Annotated in this window: 18 protein-coding genes; 9 read left to right on the top strand and 9 right to left on the bottom strand. The window is 71.9% G+C overall.

All coding sequences use genetic code 11. The annotated features are described in order from the left end of the window. Positions 1-2 precede the first annotated feature (2 nt). The 8 genes from OHT61_RS19105 to OHT61_RS19070 are packed head-to-tail and all read right to left on the bottom strand — an operon-like array spanning position 3 to position 7,546. Entirely contained in the window at positions 3-2,003 is a 2,001-nt protein-coding gene (locus OHT61_RS19105; RefSeq protein ID WP_329040013.1) for an NADH-quinone oxidoreductase subunit 5 family protein, read from the bottom strand. Continuing rightward, positions 2,000-2,425 (bottom strand): NADH-quinone oxidoreductase subunit NuoK, encoded by a 426-nt coding sequence (gene nuoK / locus OHT61_RS19100; protein WP_329040012.1) that lies wholly within the window; start codon positions 2,423-2,425, stop codon positions 2,000-2,002. Before nuoK ends, OHT61_RS19105 begins: the two co-directional genes overlap by 4 nt. Then, complete coding sequence (locus OHT61_RS19095) at positions 2,425-3,126, bottom strand: NADH-quinone oxidoreductase subunit J family protein (RefSeq protein WP_329040011.1); 702 nt, start codon at positions 3,124-3,126, stop codon at positions 2,425-2,427. Before OHT61_RS19095 ends, nuoK begins: the two co-directional genes overlap by 1 nt. Beyond that, complete coding sequence (locus OHT61_RS19090) at positions 3,126-3,791, bottom strand: 4Fe-4S binding protein (RefSeq protein ID WP_329040010.1); 666 nt, start codon at positions 3,789-3,791, stop codon at positions 3,126-3,128. Before OHT61_RS19090 ends, OHT61_RS19095 begins: the two co-directional genes overlap by 1 nt. Then, complete coding sequence (locus OHT61_RS19085; protein WP_329040009.1) at positions 3,791-4,756, bottom strand: complex I subunit 1/NuoH family protein; 966 nt, start codon at positions 4,754-4,756, stop codon at positions 3,791-3,793. The genes OHT61_RS19090 and OHT61_RS19085 overlap by 1 nt, the downstream gene beginning before the upstream one ends. Next, a complete protein-coding gene (locus tag OHT61_RS19080; protein ID WP_329040008.1) occupies positions 4,753-6,387 on the bottom strand; it encodes an NADH-quinone oxidoreductase subunit C in 1,635 nt (544 codons plus the stop codon). Before OHT61_RS19080 ends, OHT61_RS19085 begins: the two co-directional genes overlap by 4 nt. After that, positions 6,384-7,154, bottom strand: coding sequence for an NADH-quinone oxidoreductase subunit B (gene nuoB / locus OHT61_RS19075; protein WP_329040007.1), 771 nt, complete (start codon positions 7,152-7,154; stop codon positions 6,384-6,386). The genes OHT61_RS19080 and nuoB overlap by 4 nt, the downstream gene beginning before the upstream one ends. Then, complete coding sequence (locus tag OHT61_RS19070; protein ID WP_329040006.1) at positions 7,145-7,546, bottom strand: NADH-quinone oxidoreductase subunit A; 402 nt, start codon at positions 7,544-7,546, stop codon at positions 7,145-7,147. The genes nuoB and OHT61_RS19070 overlap by 10 nt, the downstream gene beginning before the upstream one ends. Before the next feature lie 215 nt (positions 7,547-7,761). Here OHT61_RS19070 and OHT61_RS19065 point away from each other — a divergent pair, with 215 nt between their 5' ends. The 5 genes from OHT61_RS19065 (at position 7,762) to OHT61_RS19045 (ending at position 14,916) form a co-directional block, all read left to right on the top strand. After that, a complete protein-coding gene (locus tag OHT61_RS19065) occupies positions 7,762-8,949 on the top strand; it encodes a sensor histidine kinase (protein ID WP_329040005.1) in 1,188 nt (395 codons plus the stop codon). 340 nt (positions 8,950-9,289) lie between these two features. Continuing rightward, on the top strand, positions 9,290-10,645 hold the full coding sequence (locus tag OHT61_RS19060; RefSeq protein WP_329040004.1) for a sensor histidine kinase: 1,356 nt from the start codon (positions 9,290-9,292) through the stop codon (positions 10,643-10,645). A 211-nt stretch (positions 10,646-10,856) separates the two neighbouring features. Then, entirely contained in the window at positions 10,857-11,516 is a 660-nt protein-coding gene (locus OHT61_RS19055; RefSeq protein ID WP_329043316.1) for a response regulator transcription factor, read from the top strand. Positions 11,517-11,909: 393 nt separating this feature from the next. After that, on the top strand, positions 11,910-13,865 hold the full coding sequence (locus OHT61_RS19050) for a 2-oxoacid:acceptor oxidoreductase subunit alpha (protein WP_329040003.1): 1,956 nt from the start codon (positions 11,910-11,912) through the stop codon (positions 13,863-13,865). Beyond that, on the top strand, positions 13,858-14,916 hold the full coding sequence (locus tag OHT61_RS19045; RefSeq protein WP_329040002.1) for a 2-oxoacid:ferredoxin oxidoreductase subunit beta: 1,059 nt from the start codon (positions 13,858-13,860) through the stop codon (positions 14,914-14,916). Before OHT61_RS19050 ends, OHT61_RS19045 begins: the two co-directional genes overlap by 8 nt. Before the next feature lie 7 nt (positions 14,917-14,923). Here OHT61_RS19045 and OHT61_RS19040 read toward each other — a convergent pair whose 3' ends face one another. Beyond that, positions 14,924-15,328, bottom strand: coding sequence for a winged helix-turn-helix transcriptional regulator (locus tag OHT61_RS19040; RefSeq protein WP_329040001.1), 405 nt, complete (start codon positions 15,326-15,328; stop codon positions 14,924-14,926). 127 nt (positions 15,329-15,455) lie between these two features. On the opposite strand from OHT61_RS19040, the gene OHT61_RS19035 reads away from it, so the two are divergent. From OHT61_RS19035 to OHT61_RS19020, 4 genes are all read left to right on the top strand, one after another. Continuing rightward, positions 15,456-16,316: an SDR family oxidoreductase gene (locus OHT61_RS19035; protein ID WP_329040000.1), complete on the top strand. Its 861-nt coding sequence runs from the start codon at positions 15,456-15,458 to the stop codon at positions 16,314-16,316. Positions 16,317-16,433: 117 nt separating this feature from the next. After that, positions 16,434-17,444: an EamA family transporter RarD gene (rarD, locus tag OHT61_RS19030; protein WP_329039999.1), complete on the top strand. Its 1,011-nt coding sequence runs from the start codon at positions 16,434-16,436 to the stop codon at positions 17,442-17,444. A gap of 89 nt (positions 17,445-17,533) precedes the next feature. Then, on the top strand, positions 17,534-19,150 hold the full coding sequence (locus OHT61_RS19025) for an FAD-dependent monooxygenase (protein WP_329039998.1): 1,617 nt from the start codon (positions 17,534-17,536) through the stop codon (positions 19,148-19,150). Between the two features lie 12 nt (positions 19,151-19,162). After that, positions 19,163-19,612 (top strand): hypothetical protein, encoded by a 450-nt coding sequence (locus OHT61_RS19020; RefSeq protein ID WP_329039996.1) that lies wholly within the window; start codon positions 19,163-19,165, stop codon positions 19,610-19,612. Positions 19,613-19,645: the final 33 nt, after the last annotated feature.

Genomic DNA, 19,645 nt, shown 5'->3' with positions numbered 1-19,645 from the left:
GCTCACGCCCCGGCGTAGACGTTGGCAAGGACGGCGGCGGCGATCGCCAGGACGAGGGTTCCGGCGAGCAGCGCGCTCAGGTAGGTCTGCACGTTGCCCGTCTGGGCGCGGCGGACCAGGATGCCGAGTCCGCGGGCGATGCTGCCCGAGCCGCGTACGTAGGTGTCGATGACCTCGCGGTCCAGGAAGCGGACCAGCCGGGCCGCGGCGCGGACGGGCCGGACGAACAGCGCGGTGTACAGCGCGTCCAGGTGGAAGCCGGTGACCGCGTGGCGGTGGAGGGGGCCGAGCAGCAGCCGGCCGGGGTCCGACGGGTCCGGGGCGTCCGCGATCGTGCCGTACGCCGCGGTGTGCGAGGTCATCGCCTCGGCCTCCACGAGCGCGGGCTCGGCATCGGGGTGGGCGGCGACCGCGCCGACCGGGGGCCGTCCCGCGACTGCCGTGGTGTGGCGCCACGCCCCGTAGGTGACGAGTCCGCCGACGAGGCCGACTCCGGTGGACAGGACGGCGGTCGTCAGGGAGGGGGTGAGGCTGTATCCGTCGAACCAGTCGGTGAGTGTGCCGACGGTGAGGCCGAAGGCGATCGTCGGCACGGCGAGGACCCAGAGCACGGAGGTCATCGCGACGGGCTGCTTGCCGTGGTCGGGGACCTCGGTCCCGCGTCCGCGGAAGACCAGCAGCCACAGCCGGGTGGCATAGGCGGCGGTGAGGAGCGCTGCGACGAGCCCGGCGACGAGGACGGTCCAGCCTGCGGCGGCCGGTGCGACGTCGCGGTCTCCGAAGGCGGTGTGCTCGGCGGCGACGAGGACCGCCTCCTTGGAGAAGAAGCCGGCGAACGGGGGGATGGCGGCCAGCGCGAGGAGGGCGACGGTCATCGTCCAGTAGGCGTCGGGGATGCGTCTGGCCAGGCCGCCCATGCGGGACATGGCGGCGAGTGAGTTGGTGCCCGCCGCGTGGATGACCACACCGGCGGCGAGGAAGAGGACTGCCTTGAACGCGCCGTGGGACATCAGGTGGAAGACGGCCGCCCCGCGGTCGCCGACGGCCAGGGCGCCGGACATGTAGCCGAGCTGGCCGATGGTTGAGTAGGCGAGGACGCGTTTGATGTCGTCCTGCGCGAGGGCGGCGAGTCCGGAGCCGATCATGGTCACGGCCGCCATCACGGCGAGGACCACCAAGGCCGCCCCCGAGGCGGCGAAGACGGGGAGGAGGCGGGCGACGAAGTAGATACCGGCGGCGACCATCGTCGCGGCGTGGATGAGCGCGGAGACGGGTGTGGGGCCGGCCATCGCGTCGGGCAGCCAGGTGTGCAGCGGGAACTGCGCGGACTTCCCGGCCACACCGGCGAGGAGCAGCAGCGCGACGAGGGTGGGGTGGTCGAGCCCGCCGTTGCCGACGGCCGCCAGGATTCCGGTGATGCGGAACGTGCCGGTGTCGGCGGCGAGCGCGAAGAGGCCGATGAGGAAGGGAACGTCGCCGAGCTTGGTGACGAGGAAGGCCTTGAGCGAGGCGGCGCGGGCCTCGGGGGTCTCCCAGTAGTGGCCGACGAGGAAATACGAGCAGATGCCCATGATCTCCCAGCCGACCAGGAGCACCATCAGGTCGCCGGAGTAGACGACGAGCAGCATCGCGGAGGTGAAGAGGGAGACGAGCGCCGCGTACGAGGGGTAGCGGGCATCGCCCTTGAGGTACGCGGTCGAGTAGATCTGCACGCAGGTGGCGACGAGCCCCACGAGTACGGCGACGAGGACGGCGAAGCCGTCGAGGTGGAGGGCCAGGTCGATCGGCACGGAGCCGGTGGGGGTGTACCGGGTCGAGGCGTCGATGGCGGGGCCACCGCCCTGGCGTGCGGCGACGACGACCGCGCACACGGCGGCCGCGAGGGTCGGGAGCACGGCGAGGGGCCGGACGAAGCCGGGTGCGGTCCGTCCGAGGAGGAGACCTGCGACGGCGCCGAGGAAGGGCAGGAGGGGGACGAGGACGGCGAGGGTCGTGGTGGTCACGCGGTGGCCTCTGCCTTCTTTGCCTTCCCTGCCGTGGCAGTGGCCTGGTCTGCGGTGCCGGGGGCGGCCCCGTCGGGTTGCGCGCCGTCGTCGTCGGGGAGCGCTTCGGCCTCGTCGGTCTCCGCGGTGTCACGGAGGCGGTCGACGTCCGAGGTGCCGCGGTTGCGGTACACCGCGAGGACGATCGCGAGGCCGATGCCGATCTCGGCCGCGGCGATGGCGATGGTGAAGAGGGTGAGGGCCTGGCCCGCGTGCAGGGCGTCGCGCAGCCATACGTCGAAGGCGACCAGGTTGAGGTTGACGGCGTTGAGCATGAGCTCGACGGACATCAGGACGAGGATCGCGTTGCGGCGGGCGAGCACTCCGTACAGCCCGGTGCAGAAGAGGAGGACGGCGAGTACGACCGGATAGGCGAGGTGCATCAGCTCTTGTCCTCCCGGTGGGCGTCACTGCTGCCCCCGCCGTGCTCGGAATCCTGGCCCGGCTGCGTGGTCCGGCCGACGCGGCCGGCCGGCCGTGTGCGGGTGCCCTGCGGGCTCAGCGTGCCCCGCGGACGCTGCCGGTTCGGTGGCGACTGCGGGTCCTGCCGGTCCTTGCGGGACAGGACGATCGCCCCCACCAGGGCGGCGAGCAGCAGGACGGAGAGTGCTTCGAAGGGCAGTACCCAGTGCCGGAAGAGGAACTCACCGGAGACCTCGGTGGAGCCCTGGGCGGGACCGTCCAGATCGATCCAGGTGGTCCGGAAGGCGTCGACGACGACCCAGACCAGTGCGGCGGCCGCGGCAACGGCGACGCCGAGGGCGATCCACCGGTTGCCCGAGTCGGCGTCCGGGGAACGGCCGATGGGGGCTCTGGTGAGCATCAGCCCGAAGAGAAGGAGGACGACGACGGAACCGACGTAGATCAGGACCTGGACCCATGCGATGAACTCGGCCGTCAGCAGCAGGTACTCCACCGCGATGCCGCCGAGGGCGGCCACGAGCCACAACGCCGCGTGCACGAGTTGCCGGGTCGTGACGGTGATCAGGGCGGCGCCGAGGGTGGCGAGACCGACGAGGACGAAGGCGATCTCGACACCCGTCGGTGAGAGGAAACCGGAGTGTCCGGCCGTGGCGGCGAACATCACTCCTGCCCCTCCTGTTCCGGGGCCCGGTCGGGCCGGGCCCCGGGTGCGCGCTGTGCCCTGCCGGGTTCCCGGGCAGCCTGTATGTCCTCGGTCCCCCGGGCCTCCTGGGACCCCTCGGCTTCCTGGGCCTCTTGGGCCTCTTGGGCCTGGAGTTTCTCGGCCGCCTTGCGGGCGGCGGCGATCTCCTTGGGTTCCTCGGCGGCCGGGTCGAGTGCGGGCGGTTCGGGGACGGTCCACATCCACTCGCGGAGCTTGTCGCGCTCGTGGGTCAGTTCGTGGATGTCCGTCTCCGCGTACTCGAACTCGGGAGACCAGAACAGTGCGTCGAAGGGACACACCTCGATGCAGATACCGCAGTACATGCAGAGGGCGAAGTCGATGGCGAAGCGGTCCAGGACGTTGCGGCTGCGCTCACGGCCGCCGGGAGCGGCAGCGGGCATCGTCTCCTTGTGGGAGTCGATGTAGATGCACCAGTCGGGGCACTCACGGGCGCAGAGCATGCAGACCGTGCAGTTCTCCTCGAACAGGCCGATGACACCGCGGGTACGGGGCGGCAGTTCGGGCTGGACGTCCGGGTACTGGGCGGTGACCGTCCGCTTCGTCATGGTCCGCAGGGTGACGGCCAGGCCCTTGGCCAGGCCCGAGCCGGGGATCGGGGGCACTAGTTGATCGCCACCTTCACGATGCCGGTGAGCGCGATCTGCGCCAGGGCGAGGGGGATGAGCGTGGTCCAGGCGAGCTTCTGCAACTGGTCCTCGCGCAGACGGGGGTAGGTGACCCGGAGCCAGATGACCACGAAGGCGAGGACGGCGGCCTTGAGGAGGGTCCAGACCCAGCCCAGCCCGTCGGCGAACGGCCCGTGCCACCCGCCGAGGAAGAGGACGGTGGTCAGCCCGCACAGGACGACGATCCCGGCGTACTCGGCGAGCAGGAACAGGGCGAAGCGCAGGCCCGTGTACTCGGTGTACGCGCCGAAGATGATCTCCGAGTCCGCGACCGGCATGTCGAAGGGCGGGCGCTGGAGTTCGGCGAGCCCGGCCACGAAGAAGACGAGGGCGCCCACGATCTGCCAGGGCACCCACCACCACTCGAAGGCGTCGAGGATGCCGGGGAGCGACACGGTGCCCGCCGCCATGGCCACGGAGGCGGCGGCGAGGAGCATCGGGAGTTCGTACGCGAGCAGTTGCGCGGCGGTGCGGAGGCCGCCGAGCAGCGAGAACTTGTTGGCCGATGCCCAGCCCGCCATGAGCGAGCCGAGTACGCCGACGCCCATGATCGCGAGCACGAAGAAGATGCCCGCGTCGACGACCTGGCCGACCGCGCCTTCGCCGGGACCGACCGGGATGACCAGGATCACGAGGAGGTACGGGAGCAGGGCGACGGCGGGGGCGAGCTGGAAGATCCGGCGGTCGGCGTCGGCCGGTACGACGTCTTCCTTCTGCGCGAACTTCACCCCGTCGGCGACGAGCTGGGCCCAGCCGTGGAACCCGCCCGCGTACATGGGGCCGAGGCGGCCCTGCATGTGCGCCATCACCTTGTGCTCCGCCTGCCCCACGACGAGTGGGGCCGCCATGAACACGGCAAAGACGATGATGAGGCGGAGGGCGACGTCGAGTACGTCGTTCACGCGGTATCCCCTCCGGCGGGACGGTCGGGACCGGTGGAGCGGTCGTTACGGGACGAGGAGTCGGGACCGGGATCCGGTTCCGGCTCGGACGCGGGGTCTTCCCCGGGAGCGGGACCGGGTTCGGACGCGGGGTCCGCTTCAGGGGCCGGGGTGGTTCGGGGGGCGGGGTCCGCTTCGGGGGACGGAACGGTTTCGGGAGCGGGCGTCCGCTCGGAGTCGCCTTCCGGCGCGCGCTCGGATTCGTGCTCCGGGTCCGGTTGCCGTACTGCCGGCGCCGGCTCGGACTCCGGTGCGGCCTCGGCCTCGGACGCGTTCTCGGTCTCCGGTGCGGCCTCGGCCTCGGACGCGTTCTCGGTCTCCGGTGTGGCCTCGCGCTGCGGTTCCGGCGCAGGCGGCCGCTCCGGCTCCGGGGACGTCGCGGTCTCCGGCTGCGGTGACTGCACGGGTTCCGGAACGGTCGGCCGTTCCGACTGCTCCGACCGCTCGGGCTGTTCCGACCGCTCGGGCTGTTCGGGCCGTTGTTCCGCGCCCGCCGAACGCTCGGACGGCTTCGGGGTGGTGTCGAACGCGGGGCGTGCGTCGTGCCAGGGCGCGTCGGCGCTGCCGGCGGCCCCCTTGGGGCGCGCGGCTTCCCCGCGGCGCCGCGGGGTGTCCGCGCCGGTCGCGCCGGCCTCCGGCACGACCGACCCATCCGGCCCCGGGGTCGTACCCGCGTCCGCACCGCCCGCACGCGCCGCCGCGTCCGGCCCCGTCGTCCCGGCCGGCTGCTGTGCCGGAGCCGCGCCGGCGGCCTGGCTGGCGGAGCCCTGGGAAGCGCTGCGGCTCCGCCGGGGCGGCGCCGTCCGCGGGGCCTCCGCCGTACCCGCGGTTTCGGCACCCCGGGTCCCCGCCGCGCCCGGCTCCGCGCCCGGAGCCGTGTCGGGGGCGGCGGCCGGTCGCTGCGCCGCCGAGCCCTCGCCCGCGGTACGCGCCCTGCGCACCGGGCGGTCGCCCGTCGCGCGTGCACCCCTGGCCGGGCGGGCCGGGGCGGGCGGGAGCTGCCCCTTGAGCGGGCCCCATTCGTTCGGATCGGGGACACCGGGCGGCAGCATCGTGCGCCGCTTGGGCCCGCCGTGCTCGGACTCGCCCGGCTCCTTCGCGCCCGGCCAGGCCTTGGCGACCCGGGCCGCCAGGACGAAGTCCTTGCGCAGGGGGTGGCCCTCGAAGGTCTCGGGCAGCAGCAGCGGGACGAGGTGGGGGTGGTCGTCGAAGCCGATGCCGAACATCTCGTGCGTCTCGCGTTCGTGCCACGCCGCCCCCGCGTACACGCCGATGGCGCTCGGCAGGGTGGCCGCGTCGTGCGGGACGGTCGTGCGGACCAGCAGGCGCCGTACGGTGCCCTCGCCGATCGCCGCGACGTGGGCGCACACGCGGAAGCCGGTGCCCGGCTCGTCGACTGCGCTCAGCCAGTCGAAATAGGTGCAGCCCAGCTGGTCGCGGGCCGCTTCGAGGGCGGCGATCCAGTCGGTGGCGGGGACGTCGACGGTCAGCAGGTCGTAGGCGCGGGCGGCGGTGGCCTCCGGGCCGAAGACGTCCGCGGCGGCGTCGGGCAGCCGGCCGTAGAGCTCGGCAGCTGTCTCGGCGGCGGTCACGTCCGCTCCTCCCCCGGCGCCTCCGGTGTTCCCGGGGCTTCCTGTGTCCCGGGAGTCCCCGAGGCTTCCGGTGCCCCTGGGTCCGCCGGTGTCCCGGGTGCCTCCGGTGCCCCCGAGGTCTCAGGGGCCCCCGATGTCTCAGGGGCCTTCGGGGCTTTCGGGGCTTCGACGAGGCCGCTCCGCAGGGCTGCGGCCGACGCGCGTGCGGTGCCCTCACCGGCGTACCGCTCGGCGAGCGACTCGCGGGCGATCTTCTCCTGGAGCTTGAGGATGCCCTGCAGGAGCGCCTCGGGCCGGGGCGGGCAGCCTGGGACGTACACGTCCACGGGGATGATCTGGTCGACACCCTTCGTCACGGAGTACGAATCCCAGTAGGGGCCGCCGCAGTTGGAGCAGGCACCGAAGGAGATGACGTACTTCGGTTCGGGCATCTGCTCGTACAGCCGCTTGACGGCCGGGGCCATCTTGTCCGTGACGGTGCCGGACACGATCATCAGGTCGGCCTGCCGGGGGCCCGGGGCGAAGGGGATGACCCCCAGCCTGATGAAGTCGTGCCGCGCCATGGAGGCCGCGATGAACTCGATGGCGCAGCAGGCGAGTCCGAAGTTGAAGACCCAGAGGCTGTAGCGGCGGCCCCAGTTGAGGACCACCTTCATCGGCTCGGGCGCGAGCCGGGACAGCACGCCGAGCTTCTTCGGCTCGGGCAGCAGCGTCGGATCGGGCAGCGGAACGGGGGTTTCCGGGTTCGGCCGGCTCGTCACGCCCATTCGAGGACGCCCTTCTTCCATGCGTAGAGCAGTCCCACGGCCAGGAAGCCGAGGAAGATGAACATCTCCACCAGCGTCGTCGCCCCGTATCCCGGCGCCGCGAAGACCGTCGCCCACGGGAACAGGAAGATCGAGTCGACGGCGAAGATCACGTACAGGAAGGCGTAGACGTAGTAGCGCACCTGGGTGTGGGCCCAGCCCTCGCCCACGGGGTCCACCCCGCACTCGTACGTGAGGAGTTTCTCCGGCGTCGGGACCACGGGCCTCAGCAGCCGGCCGGCGCCGAAGGCGGCGGCGACGAACAGCACGCCGACGAGGGCCAGCAGTCCGACCACCGAGTAGCTCTGGAAGTAGTCCGCCGCGAGAACGGTCGGTCCCGGCACGTCCGCCACGTCCGTCCCTCGCTCCCTCAACCTGTTCGACGGTCTGTACGCACGGGAGTCTAGGCCCTGTTAAAGAGACGGTAAGCAACGGATGCGTACAAAGGGTGAGGGGGGCCTCGCGCGAACGGTGAGCGGCCCCTACGGACGAGGGGTGGGGTTTTCCCTACCGCGCCTCACCCACGAACCCCATGGCGTGCGGCTGTCCCGCCCGGCACGCTGGGTGTATGACCATGAGCCCCTCCGTGCCGGACGACGACCGGCCGACGCCCGCGCGCTTCGCTTTCGACCGGTGGACGTGGAAGGAGATCGCGCATCTCCTGGTGAATCTTCCGACGGCGATCGCGGGGTTCGTCTACACCGTCTTCCTCATCGGCGTGGGCGCCGGGCTGTCCGTCACCGTGATCGGGCTGCCGCTGCTCGCCCTCGGGCTGCAGGGTGCGCGGGGGATCGGCCGGGCCGAACGCGGCCGGGCCCGGGGGATGCTCGGGGTGCGGATCGACGAGCCGAGCCCGGTGGTGCGCGGCCGGCGGGAGCGGGGCTTCTTCAGCTGGCTGTGGACGGCGCTGAAGGACCCGGTGGCCTGGCGGGCGTTGCTGTATTCGTTCATCAGGCTGCCGTGGGGCGTGGCGACGTTCGCGGTGACGCTGGTGAGCCTGTTCGTGCTCTGGCCGGTGCTCCCGTACATCGCGCGGGGTCTGACCAACGCCGACCGGGCGATGGTCCGGGCGCTGCTGTCGCCGTCGGACGAGCTGGAACGCCGGATCGCGGAGCTGGAGTCGGATCGCGGGGTGGTCGTGGACACCGCCGCCGCCGACCTGCGCCGCATCGAACGCGACCTCCACGACGGCGCACAAGCCCGCCTCGTCGCCCTCGCCATGGACCTCGGACTCGCCAAGGAAAAACTCGGCCACGACCCCGAAGCAGCAGCCCGCATGGTCGACGAAGCCCACGGAGAGGTCAAAGTCGCCCTCCAGGAACTCCGCGACCTCGCCCGCGGCATCCACCCCGCCGTCCTCACCGACCGCGGCCTCGACGCAGCACTCTCCGCCATCGCCTCCCGCTGCACCGTCCCCGTCGACGTCACCGTCGACCTCACAGCACGCCCCGCCCAGGCCATCGAAGGCATCGCCTACTTCACCGTCTCCGAACTCCTCCAGAACATCAGCAAACACGCCCACGCCACCCGCGCCACCGTCGACGTCTGGCGCACCACCGACCGCCTCATGCTCCAAGTCACCGACAACGGACACGGCGGAGCACGACTGGAGGGAGGCACGGGGATGTCGGGACTGGCCGAGCGGCTGGGCGCGGTCGACGGGCTGTTCGTCGTCGACTCCCCGCAGGGCGGTCCCACGACGGTGACCGCCGAGCTGCCCTGGCGCGACCTCACGGACACCCCGGTGACGCGGTGAGACCCACAACCCGCACCGCCCGCTCCGGCCGCGCCGCGAGACCCACGACCCGCACCACCGGCTCCGGCCGCGCCGCGAGACCCGGGGCACGCACCGGGACCCCCTGCGACGCGTCGAGGCTCCAGGCCCGTCCGGCGATCCCCGGTGCCGCGATGACACCCCGGCGCCGTCCCCTGGCCGCTGTCGGGACGGCCCGTGCGCGGTGGTGGGGAAAACCCCCTGCCGGATACGGAGAGCGCCCTCATGGTGCGGCACCCCTCCGCGCAGCAGTCTTGGTACGTCAGCCGCTGTACAGGCCCGCGGGGAGTCCCCGCCCAGAAGAAACGGACGGACGCCTCTGATGGCCACGGCATACGGACCGGACGCGCGGGACCGCCAGAGGCCCGCCGCCGGGCCGGGGGGCGACCCGCCGGCGAAGCACTTCCTGCCCGCGCCGCTGCGGGCACCCTTCGAGGGCCGTACCTGGCGCGAGCTGGCCCATCTGCTTCTGAGCCTTCCGATCAGCGTGGTCCTGTTCGGCGTCGCGGTGACCATGACGTCGCTGGGCCTGGGCATGCTGATCACCTTCCTCGGCATTCCGATCCTCGCGGCCGGTCTGGTCATGTGCCGCGGCTTCGGTGTGATGGAGCGGGGCCGCGCACGCGCGCTGCTGAGCCTGGACGTCGCCGAGCCCGCCCCGGTGCGCGGCCGTACCGGCGGCCTGATGTCCTGGGTCGGGGCGGTGCTCAGGAGCGGGGTGTCCTGGCGGCATCTGCTCTACGCGCTGCTGCACATGCCGTGGGCGGTGTTCGCGTTCACCGTGGCGGTGACGTTCTGGACGTACGGCTGGGCCGCGTTCACCTATCCGCTGTGGCACTGGGTGTTCCCGGCGTACGTGGGCGTCGAGGGCATCCAGCTGTACGGCGACCGGACGCATCAGGTCTACCTCGACTCGTCCCTCGAACTGGCGGCCACCGCCGCGGTCGGGCTGGTGCTGGTCCTCGTCACGCCGTGGATCATCCGCGGCCTGGCCTCCGTGGACCGCCTGATGGTGCGGGGGCTGCTCGGCCCGTCCCGGCTGGCGACCCGTGTCTCGGAGCTGGAGTCGGATCGCGGGGTGGTCGTGGACACCGCCGCCGCCGACCTGCGCCGCATCGAACGCGACCTCCACGACGGCGCACAAGCCCGCCTCGTCGCCCTCGCCATGGACCTCGGACTCGCCAAGGAAAAACTCGGCCACGACCCCGAAGCAGCAGCCCGCATGGTCGACGAAGCCCACGGAGAGGTCAAAGTCGCCCTCCAGGAACTCCGCGACCTCGCCCGCGGCATCCACCCCGCCGTCCTCACCGACCGCGGCCTCGACGCAGCACTCTCCGCCATCGCCTCCCGCTGCACCGTCCCCGTCGACGTCACCGTCGACCTCACAGCACGCCCCGCCCAGGCCATCGAAGGCATCGCCTACTTCACCGTCTCCGAACTCCTCCAGAACATCAGCAAACACGCCCACGCCACCCGCGCCACCGTCGACGTCTGGCGCACCACCGACCGCCTCATGCTCCAAGTCACCGACAACGGACACGGCGGAGCGGACGCGTCGGCGGGCAGCGGTCTCGCCGGCCTGACGGAGCGGCTGGACGCGGTCGACGGCGTCCTCGTCGTCGACTCCCCCGCCGGCGGTCCGACGACGGTCACGGCCGAACTCCCCTGGCGGGGTTGAGAGCACCGGTCCGCGCACGGGTCACAGCCGCAGCGCCCAGGCCGCCACCACGGCGGCCTGGGCGCTGCGGCTCGCCCGTGCGCGGACGGAACCGCTGGTCTGGGGCACACGGGGGCGCCGATGCTGGAATGCTGGACTCACAGGGGCACCGCGCACCGCGGCGCAACGACGGAACACCGACAGTGGGGGACGCAAGGCCGTGGAGGAAAGAGTGCGGGTCGTCATCGCCGAGGACTCGGTGCTGCTCCGGGAGGGGCTCACCCGGCTGCTGACGGATCTCGGGCACGACGTCGTCGCGGGGGTGGGCGACGCCGAGGCCCTGCTGAAGACGGTGGGTGACCTCGCCGCCGAGGGGGCGCTGCCGGACGTGGTGGTCGCCGACGTGCGCATGCCGCCGACCCACACCGACGAGGGGGTCCGCGCCGCGGTGCAGCTGCGGAAGGACTACCCGCAGATCGGGGTGCTGGTGCTCTCCCAGTACGTCGAGGAGCAGTACGCCACCGAGTTGCTGGCCGGCAGCAGCCGCGGCGTGGGCTACCTGCTCAAGGACCGGGTCGCCGAGGTCCGCGAGTTCGTGAACGCCGTGGTGCGCGTGGCGCGGGGCGGCACCGCACTGGACCCCGAGGTGGTGGCGCAGTTGCTGGGCCGCAGCCGGAAGCAGGACGTGCTGGCGGGGCTCACTCCGCGTGAGCGCGAGGTCCTGGGTCTGATGGCGGAGGGGCGTACGAATTCGGCCGTCGCGCGGCAGCTGGTGGTGAGCGACGGGGCGGTGGAGAAGCACGTCAGCAACATCTTCATGAAACTCGGCCTGTCTCCCAGCGACGGTGACCACCGGCGTGTTCTGGCCGTTCTCACGTATCTGAACTCCTGACAGACGGCGATCCTTCCCGGATGATCTTTCCCCGATGATCCTTCGGGGATGATCCTTCGGGGATGACCCGTCCGGAACGATTCGGCCGGCACGATTGCGTCGGCACGGTTCGGCCGGGACGGTTCGGCCGGGACGGTTCGGCCGGGACGGTCCCGGTGATCCACCCGCAGTGGAGCGAGACCCATGCCTCCGGCGAAAGGATGAGGGCCACAGGCGTTCATCGGGCGGCCCGGGGGTCGGGAAATATGGCGGAGCGTGACGAATTCGGGTTGCGGAAACGCGTCCGCCATATGAACGGTCCGAGGAAGGCGACCCTTACAGAAGTAGGGTGGGGCGCGGACCGCCGGCGGGCCGGCCGGTCCCGAGCCGCCGCCCCGAGGGAGGTCCAGTTCAGTGACCAGTCAGGTCAGTAGCCCAGCCGGAAAGTCCGATGAGGCCAGCGAGCCCGTCGTCGGGGAGCAGCGCGCCCCGCGCATCGATCGTACGGGCGCCACCGACAAGGAAATCCGCCGTCTCGACCGTGTGATCATCCGCTTCGCGGGTGACTCGGGCGACGGCATGCAGCTGACCGGTGACCGGTTCACCTCGGAGACCGCGTCGTTCGGGAACGACCTGTCGACCCTGCCGAACTTCCCGGCCGAGATCCGGGCGCCCGCCGGGACCCTGCCGGGTGTCTCGTCGTTCCAGCTGCATTTCGCCGACCACGACATCCTGACGCCGGGCGACGCGCCGAACGTGCTGGTCGCGATGAATCCGGCGGCGCTCAAGGCGAATATCGCCGATGTTCCGCGCGGAGCGGACATCATCGTGAACACGGATGAGTTCACCAAGCGCCCGATGGCGAAAGTCGGATATTCCGAATCTCCTCTGGAGGACGGATCGCTCGAGGCGTACAACGTGCATCCGGTGCCGCTGACGACCTTGACGATCGAAGCGCTGAAGGAGTTCGGCCTTTCCCGCAAGGAGGCCGAACGGTCGAAGAACATGTTCGCCCTGGGGCTCCTCTCCTGGATGTACAACCGTCCGACCGAGGGGACGGAGACATTCCTCCGGTCGAAGTTCGCCAAGAAGCCGGAGATCGCCGAGGCGAACGTCGCGGCATTCCGCGCGGGCTGGAATTTCGGGGAGACCACGGAGGATTTCGCGGTCTCCTACGAGGTCGCACCGGCGACGAAGGCGTTCCCGACCGGCACGTACCGGAACATCTCCGGAAACCTCGCCCTCTCGTACGGGCTGATCGCGGCGGCCCGGCAGGCGGATCTCCCGCTGTACCTGGGGTCGTATCCGATCACCCCGGCGTCCGACATCCTGCACGAGCTCAGCAGGCACAAGAACTTCGGTGTGCGGACCTTCCAGGCGGAGGACGAGATCGCCGGGATCGGCGCGGCCCTCGGTGCCGCGTTCGGCGGGTCCCTGGGGGTGACGACGACGTCGGGGCCGGGTGTCGCGCTGAAGTCGGAGACGATCGGCCTGGCGGTGTCCCTCGAGCTGCCGCTGCTGATCATCGACATCCAGCGCGGCGGCCCCTCCACCGGTCTGCCGACGAAGACCGAGCAGGCCGACCTGCTCCAGGCCATGTACGGGCGCAACGGTGAGGCCCCGGTCCCGATCGTGGCGCCGAGGACCCCGGCGGACTGCTTCGACGCGGCGCTGGACGCCGCGCGTATCGCGCTGACGTACCGGACCCCTGTGTTCCTGCTCTCGGACGGTTACCTGGCGAACGGCTCCGAGCCGTGGCGGATCCCCGAGACGGACAGCCTGCCCGACCTGCGGACGCAGTTCGCGACCGGACCGAACCACGAACTCGCCGACGGAACCGAGGTGTTCTGGCCGTACAAGCGGGATCCGGAGACGCTGGCCCGCCCCTGGGCGGTGCCGGGCACCCCGGGGCTGGAGCACCGCATCGGCGGGATCGAGAAGCAGGACGGTTCGGGGAACATCTCCTACGACCCGGCCAACCACGAGTTCATGGTGCGCACCCGTCAGGCGAAGGTCGACGGCATCGTGGTGCCCGACCTGGAGGTCGACGACCCGGCGGGCGCGGACACCCTGGTCCTGGGCTGGGGCTCGACGTACGGGCCGGTCACGGCGGCGGTCCGCCGGCTCCGTGCGGCGGGGGAGACCATCGCGCAGGCCCATCTGCGCCACCTCAACCCGTTCCCGCGGAATCTCGGTGAGGTGCTGGGGCGTTACGACAAGGTCGTGATCCCGGAGATGAACCTCGGCCAGCTCGCCACCCTCGTCCGGGCCAAGTACCTCGTGGACGCCCGGAGTTTCACCCAGGTCAACGGAATGCCCTTCAAGGCCGAGCAGCTCGCCACAGCCCTCAAGGAGGCCATTGATGCCTGACACCAACGAACTCCTCCACCTGGTCCCCAAGGCCGAGGGCAAGCAGTCCATGAAGGACTTCAAGTCCGACCAGGAGGTGCGCTGGTGCCCGGGCTGCGGTGACTACGCGGTCCTGGCGGCCGTGCAGGGCTTCATGCCGGACCTCGGGCTGGCCAGGGAGAACATCACGTTCGTCTCCGGCATCGGCTGCTCGTCCCGCTTCCCGTACTACATGAACACCTACGGGATGCACTCCATCCACGGCCGCGCCCCCTCCATCGCGACGGGGCTGGCGACCTCGCGGCGCGACCTGAGCGTGTGGGTCGTCACGGGTGACGGCGACGCGCTGTCCATCGGCGGCAACCACCTCATCCACGCGCTCCGGCGCAACGTGAACCTCAAGATCCTGCTGTTCAACAACAGGATCTACGGGCTCACCAAGGGCCAGTACAGTCCGACGTCCGAGGTCGGGAAGATCACCAAGTCGACGCCGATGGGTTCGCTCGACGCGCCCTTCAATCCGGTCTCCCTCGCACTTGGCGCCGAGGCGACCTTCGTCGCGCGGACGGTCGACTCCGACCGCAAGCACCTCACGAGCGTGCTGCGCGCGGCGGCCGACCACCCCGGTACGGCGCTGGTGGAGATCTACCAGAACTGCAACATCTTCAACGACGGCGCCTTCGAGGTGCTCAAGGACAAGGAGCGGGCGGAGGAGGCGGTGATCCGCCTGGAGCACGGCAAGCCGATCCGCTTCGGCGCCGACGGTGCCAAGGGAGTCGTCCGGGACCCCCTGACGGGTGATCTCGCCGTCGTCGCGGTCACGGAGGAGAACCAGTCGCGGATCCTCGTCCACGACGCGCACAACCCCAGCCCGACGACGGCCTTCGCGCTGTCCCGGCTGGCCGACGCCGACACGCTCCACCACACGCCCATCGGGGTGCTGCGGAGCGTGGAGCGCCCGGTCTACGACTCGCTCATGTCCGACCAGCTCGACGCGGCGATCGAGCAGCACGGCAAGGGCGACCTGAGCACCCTCCTGGCGGGCAACGACACCTGGACGGTGGTGGGCTGACCAGCCGTCAGCCCCGCGCGAGGCCCGGAGCCGGGTGGCTCCGGGCCTCGTCGTACTCCTCGCGGGCCGCCTCGACGGCCTCGACCCGCCGCTCGGCCCACCGGGCCAGCCCCCACACCTGCTCCGCCGCCTCCCTGCCGAGCGGCGTGAGGGTGTAGTCGACGCGCGGCGGGATCACCGGCTTGGCGTCCCGGTGCACGAAGCCGTCGCGCTCCAGCGTCTGGAGAGTCTGGGCCAGCATCTTCTCGCTGACGCCTCCGACCGTGCGGCGCAGCTCGCTGAAGCGGTACGAGCGCTCCAGCAGCGCGGCGAGGACCAGCACGCCCCAGCGGCTGGTGACGTGTTCCAGGACCAGCCGCGAGGGACACATCGGCTGGTTGACCGTGGCGGGTGCGGGGGTACTGGTGCTCATGCCAGTACCTTACTTCAAAGTGGGTACTTTCGATTGGAAAGTGCACCTCTTAAGGTGAGTACCAAGAGTCCGCGTTCGAGGATCCGCGCATCGCCCGGCCGTCCGGGCGGCACCCAGGAGGAACACCATGAGCATCGTCGTCACAGGAGCAACCGGCGCACTCGGCCGTCTCGTCGTCGAGCGACTGCTCGCCACCGTCCCGGCACAGTCCGTCGCGGCCGTCGTCCGCAGCGAGGAGAAGGCCGCCGCGCTCGCGGCCCGGGGCGTCGGGATCCGCATGGCGGACTACAGCCACCCCGAAACACTCGCCGGGGCGTTCCGGTCCGGCGACCGGCTCCTGCTGATCTCCGGCAGCGAGGTCGGCAAGCGCGTCGGGCAGCACGCCGCCGTGATCGAGGCGGCCAGGACCGCGGGGGTGGCCCAGCTGGCCTACACCGGCGTGCTCGGCGGGCCGGACGCGGACTTCCTGCTGGCCGCCGAGCACAAGGCGACGGAGCAGCTGATCCTGGAGTCCGGCGTCCCCCACACCTTCCTGCGCAACGGCTGGTACACCGAGAACTACACGGCGAACCTGGGCCCCGTCCTGGAGTACGGAGCCGTCGTCGGCAACGCGGGCGAGGGCCGGGTCGCCTCCGCCACCCGCGCCGACTACGCGGACGCCGCCGCCGCCGTCCTGACGGGCGAGGGCCACCTGGGCAAGGCGTACGAACTGAGCGGGGACGTCGCCTGGTCGCTGGCCGAGTACGCCGCCATGGTGTCCGAGGCGGCCGGCCGGAAGATCGTCTACACCGAGGTGTCCGCCGCGGCGCACCAGGAGATCCTCGTCGGCGCGGGCGTCCCGGCGCCGTTCGCCGAGATCCTCGTGGACGTCGACGAGGCGATCCGGCGCGGCCTGCTCGCCGGCACGAGCGGCGACCTGGCCCGCCTGATCGGCCGGCCGACGACCCCGGCCTCCGAGACGGTCGCCGCCGCGGTCGCCGGCTCCTGACGCACCCCCTCCCCGTGTCACGAGCGTTTCCGTGAGACGGCAATGACACGGGGCCTCCCCCGGCGCTACCTTCGTGCGGTCGGCCGATCGCCGGCGAAGGAGCGCCGGGGAGGGCCCGTGGACGGGAAGAACGAGCAGCGGGCAGGCCTGCTGTACGGAATAGGCGCATACGGGATGTGGGGTCTCGTGCCCCTCTTCTGGCCGCTGCTGAAGCCGTCGGGAGCGGTCGAGATCCTCGCCCACCGGATGGTCTGGTCGCTGGGTGTCGTCGGGATCGCCCTGCTGGCCCTGCGCCGCTGGGCGTGGATCGGCGAACTGCTGCGCCGCCCCCGGACACTGGGGCTGATCGCGGTGGCCGCCACGGTGATCTCGGTCAACTGGGGCCTCTACATCTGGTCCGTCAACAACGGCCACGTCGTCGAGGCGTCCCTCGGCTACTTCATCAACCCCCTGGTCACCATCGCCATGGGCGTCCTGCTGCTCGGCGAGCGGCTGCGCCCCGCGCAGTGGACCGCCGTGGCCACCGGCTTCGCCGCGGTGCTGGTGCTGGCGATCGGTTACGGGCAGCCGCCGTGGATCTCCCTGGTGCTGGCGTTCTCGTTCGCGACGTACGGCCTGCTGAAGAAGAAGGTCGGCATGGGGGGCCTCGAATCCCTGGCCGCCGAGACCGCCGTGCTCTTCGTGCCCGCGTCCTGCTTCCTGGTGTGGCTGGGGGTGCGCGGAGACGCCACGTTCCTGGCCGGGGGCGGCGGACACGGAGCCCTGCTGGCGGCGACGGGCCTCGTCACGGCGATCCCGCTGGTCTGCTTCGGCGCCGCCGCGATCCGGGTGCCGCTGTCGGTGCTGGGGCTGCTGCAGTACCTCGCGCCGGTGTTCCAGTTCGGGCTCGGCATCCTGTACTTCCACGAGGAGATGCCGCCCGAGCGGTGGGCCGGTTTCGGGCTGGTCTGGGTGGCGCTGGTCCTGCTGACGTGGGACGCGCTGCGGGCGGCCCGGCGCACGAGGGCCGAGGCGCTGCGCCTCGCCGTGCGGGCCGCGCAGGCGGTGCCGCCCGTGGGCGCGGACCCCTCACGCCCGCTGGACAAGGGCGCCGGGGCGGCTTCCCCCGACCGGACCCCGGCCCCCTGACCGACCCGCCTTCCAAAAAAGGTTACTGAGTTGCTTTTTTGACTCGGTTGCGTTTTCCTCTTCGAAGGACGACCGACCGAGGAGCAGGCATGACCGACGTACTGATCGTGGGCGCGGGCCCGACCGGACTGACGCTGGCCTGCGATCTCGCGCGGCGGGGCGTCGCCGTGCGGGTCGTGGACAGGTCGCCGCAGCACCCGCGCAGTTCGCGGGCCAAGGGCCCCAACCCCCGGTCCCTGGAGGTGCTGGAGGACCTGGGGATCGTGCGGGAGGTGTTCGACGCGGGCTCGGCGCCGCTGCCGATGCGCAAGTACCGCGACGGCGTGCCCGTCGCCGACACCGACCCGTACGCGGACTGCGCGCCCACGCCGGACGCGCCGTACGACCGGGGCAGGCTGATCGCCCAATGGCGGCTGGAGGAGATCCTCCGCGACCGCCTCCTCTCCCACGGGGTCCGTGTCACCACCGGCACCGAAGTCGTGGGCCTCGACCAGGACGAGGACGGGGTGACCGTCTCGTACGCCGACGGCTCCTCGGCCCCGGCGCGGTACGTGGTGGGCTGCGACGGCGCCCACAGCCGCGTGCGGAAACTGCTCGGGATCCCCTTCGACGGGGAGACCGACGAGGAACAGGTGATGGTCTGCGGGGACGTCGAGATCACCCCGGGCGTCCTGGACCGGGGCATCTGGCACCAGTGGTTCGACGCGGGCGGAGCGGTCATGCTCTGCCCCGTCCCCGGCAGCAGCACCGGCTGGTGGTTCCAGGCGGGACCGGAGCGCGACCCCTCCGGCGCCCCGCTCGCCCCCTCCCGCGACGGCTTCCGGCGCCTCTTCGCCCGGCACACCCGGCTGCCGGGCGACCACCTCACCGAGGCCACGCTGCTCTCGACGTACCGCGTCAACGTGCGCATGGCGCAGCGCTTCCGGGCGGGCCGGGTCTTCCTGGCCGGGGACGCCGCCCACGTCCACGCGATCGCGGGAGGGCTCGGCATGAACACCGGCATCCAGGACTCCTACAACCTGGGGTGGAAGCTCGCCCAGGTGCTGCGCGGCCGGGCGGAACCCGGGCTGCTGGACACCTACGAGGAGGAGCGGATGCCCGTCGCCGCGTGGACGCTGGACACCACGTCCGAACGGCTGCGGGCCACGCTGGAGGCGATCCGGCGGCCGGGCGGCGGACTCGACAGTGCGGTCACCCCGGAGACGGCGGGGCTCGACCGGGGGTACCGCTGGAGCTCCCTCGCCGCGCCCGGCGCCGACGGCGTGCTGCGGTCGGGGGACCGCGCCCCCGACGCCCCCTGCCACGACGCGGCGACCGGGGCGCCTACCCGCCTCTTCCGCACCTTCGCCGGCCCGCACATCACCGTGCTGGGCTTCGGGCCCGCCACGCAGGACACCCTGCGCCGGGCGCGGGCGGCACACGGCGAGGCCGTCCGGACCTGCCGGGTGTTCGCCGCCGGGGCACCCGGGGCCGAGACGGCGGCGGCCGGTCCGGGCGCCCTGCACGACCGGGACGGGCTCGCCCGCGCCGCCTACGGCGCGGACGCCGGGACCGTCGTCGTGATCCGTCCCGACAACCACGTGGGACTGATCGCGGGAGCGGGCGGACACGACGCCGTGCACCGGTATCTGGACGTCCTGGACGGGGCCGCGCAGCCGGATGCGACGAGTGCGGAAGGCATGGTGGACGGGGCGCCCAAAGGCTGATTGAGTGCCCGGATGGGGACGATCCTGGGGGACATGAGGCACGTCCGGTGGCATGAGCTGCGCCACGCCCAGGGCTCCGCCTCCCAGGTGCCCGGGATGCTGTCGCGCATCGCATGGGGCGACAGCGAATCGGCCGAGGACGCGCTGAGCGACCTGGGGCGGTGGATAGCCGCGATGGCGGTGTTCGACGCGACGGTGGCCACGGTGCCGTTCCTGTGGGAACTCGCCGCCATGGAGACCGTGAAGGAGCGCGTCGGCGTGCTCGGTCTGCTCGGGACGATCCTCGCCGGCGCCCACGCCCATCAGCCGGGGTGGACCCGGGACGCGCATCTGGCGGTCCTGGCCGGGCGGACGACGGCCGAGCGGCTGGCCGGGGACAGCGATCCGGCGGTGCGTGCGGCGGCCGGCGAACTGCTGGCGTCGCTCGGCGGGCACGCCTGCGCCACCTGCTCGCCGCACTGACGCCCCTCCCCCGCCGGGCACTCCCCGATCCGG

The sequence above is a fragment of the Streptomyces sp. NBC_00178 genome, assembly GCF_036206005.1.
GTDB lineage: Bacteria > Actinomycetota > Actinomycetes > Streptomycetales > Streptomycetaceae > Streptomyces.
This window is presented reverse-complemented; position numbering and strand designations above follow the sequence as displayed.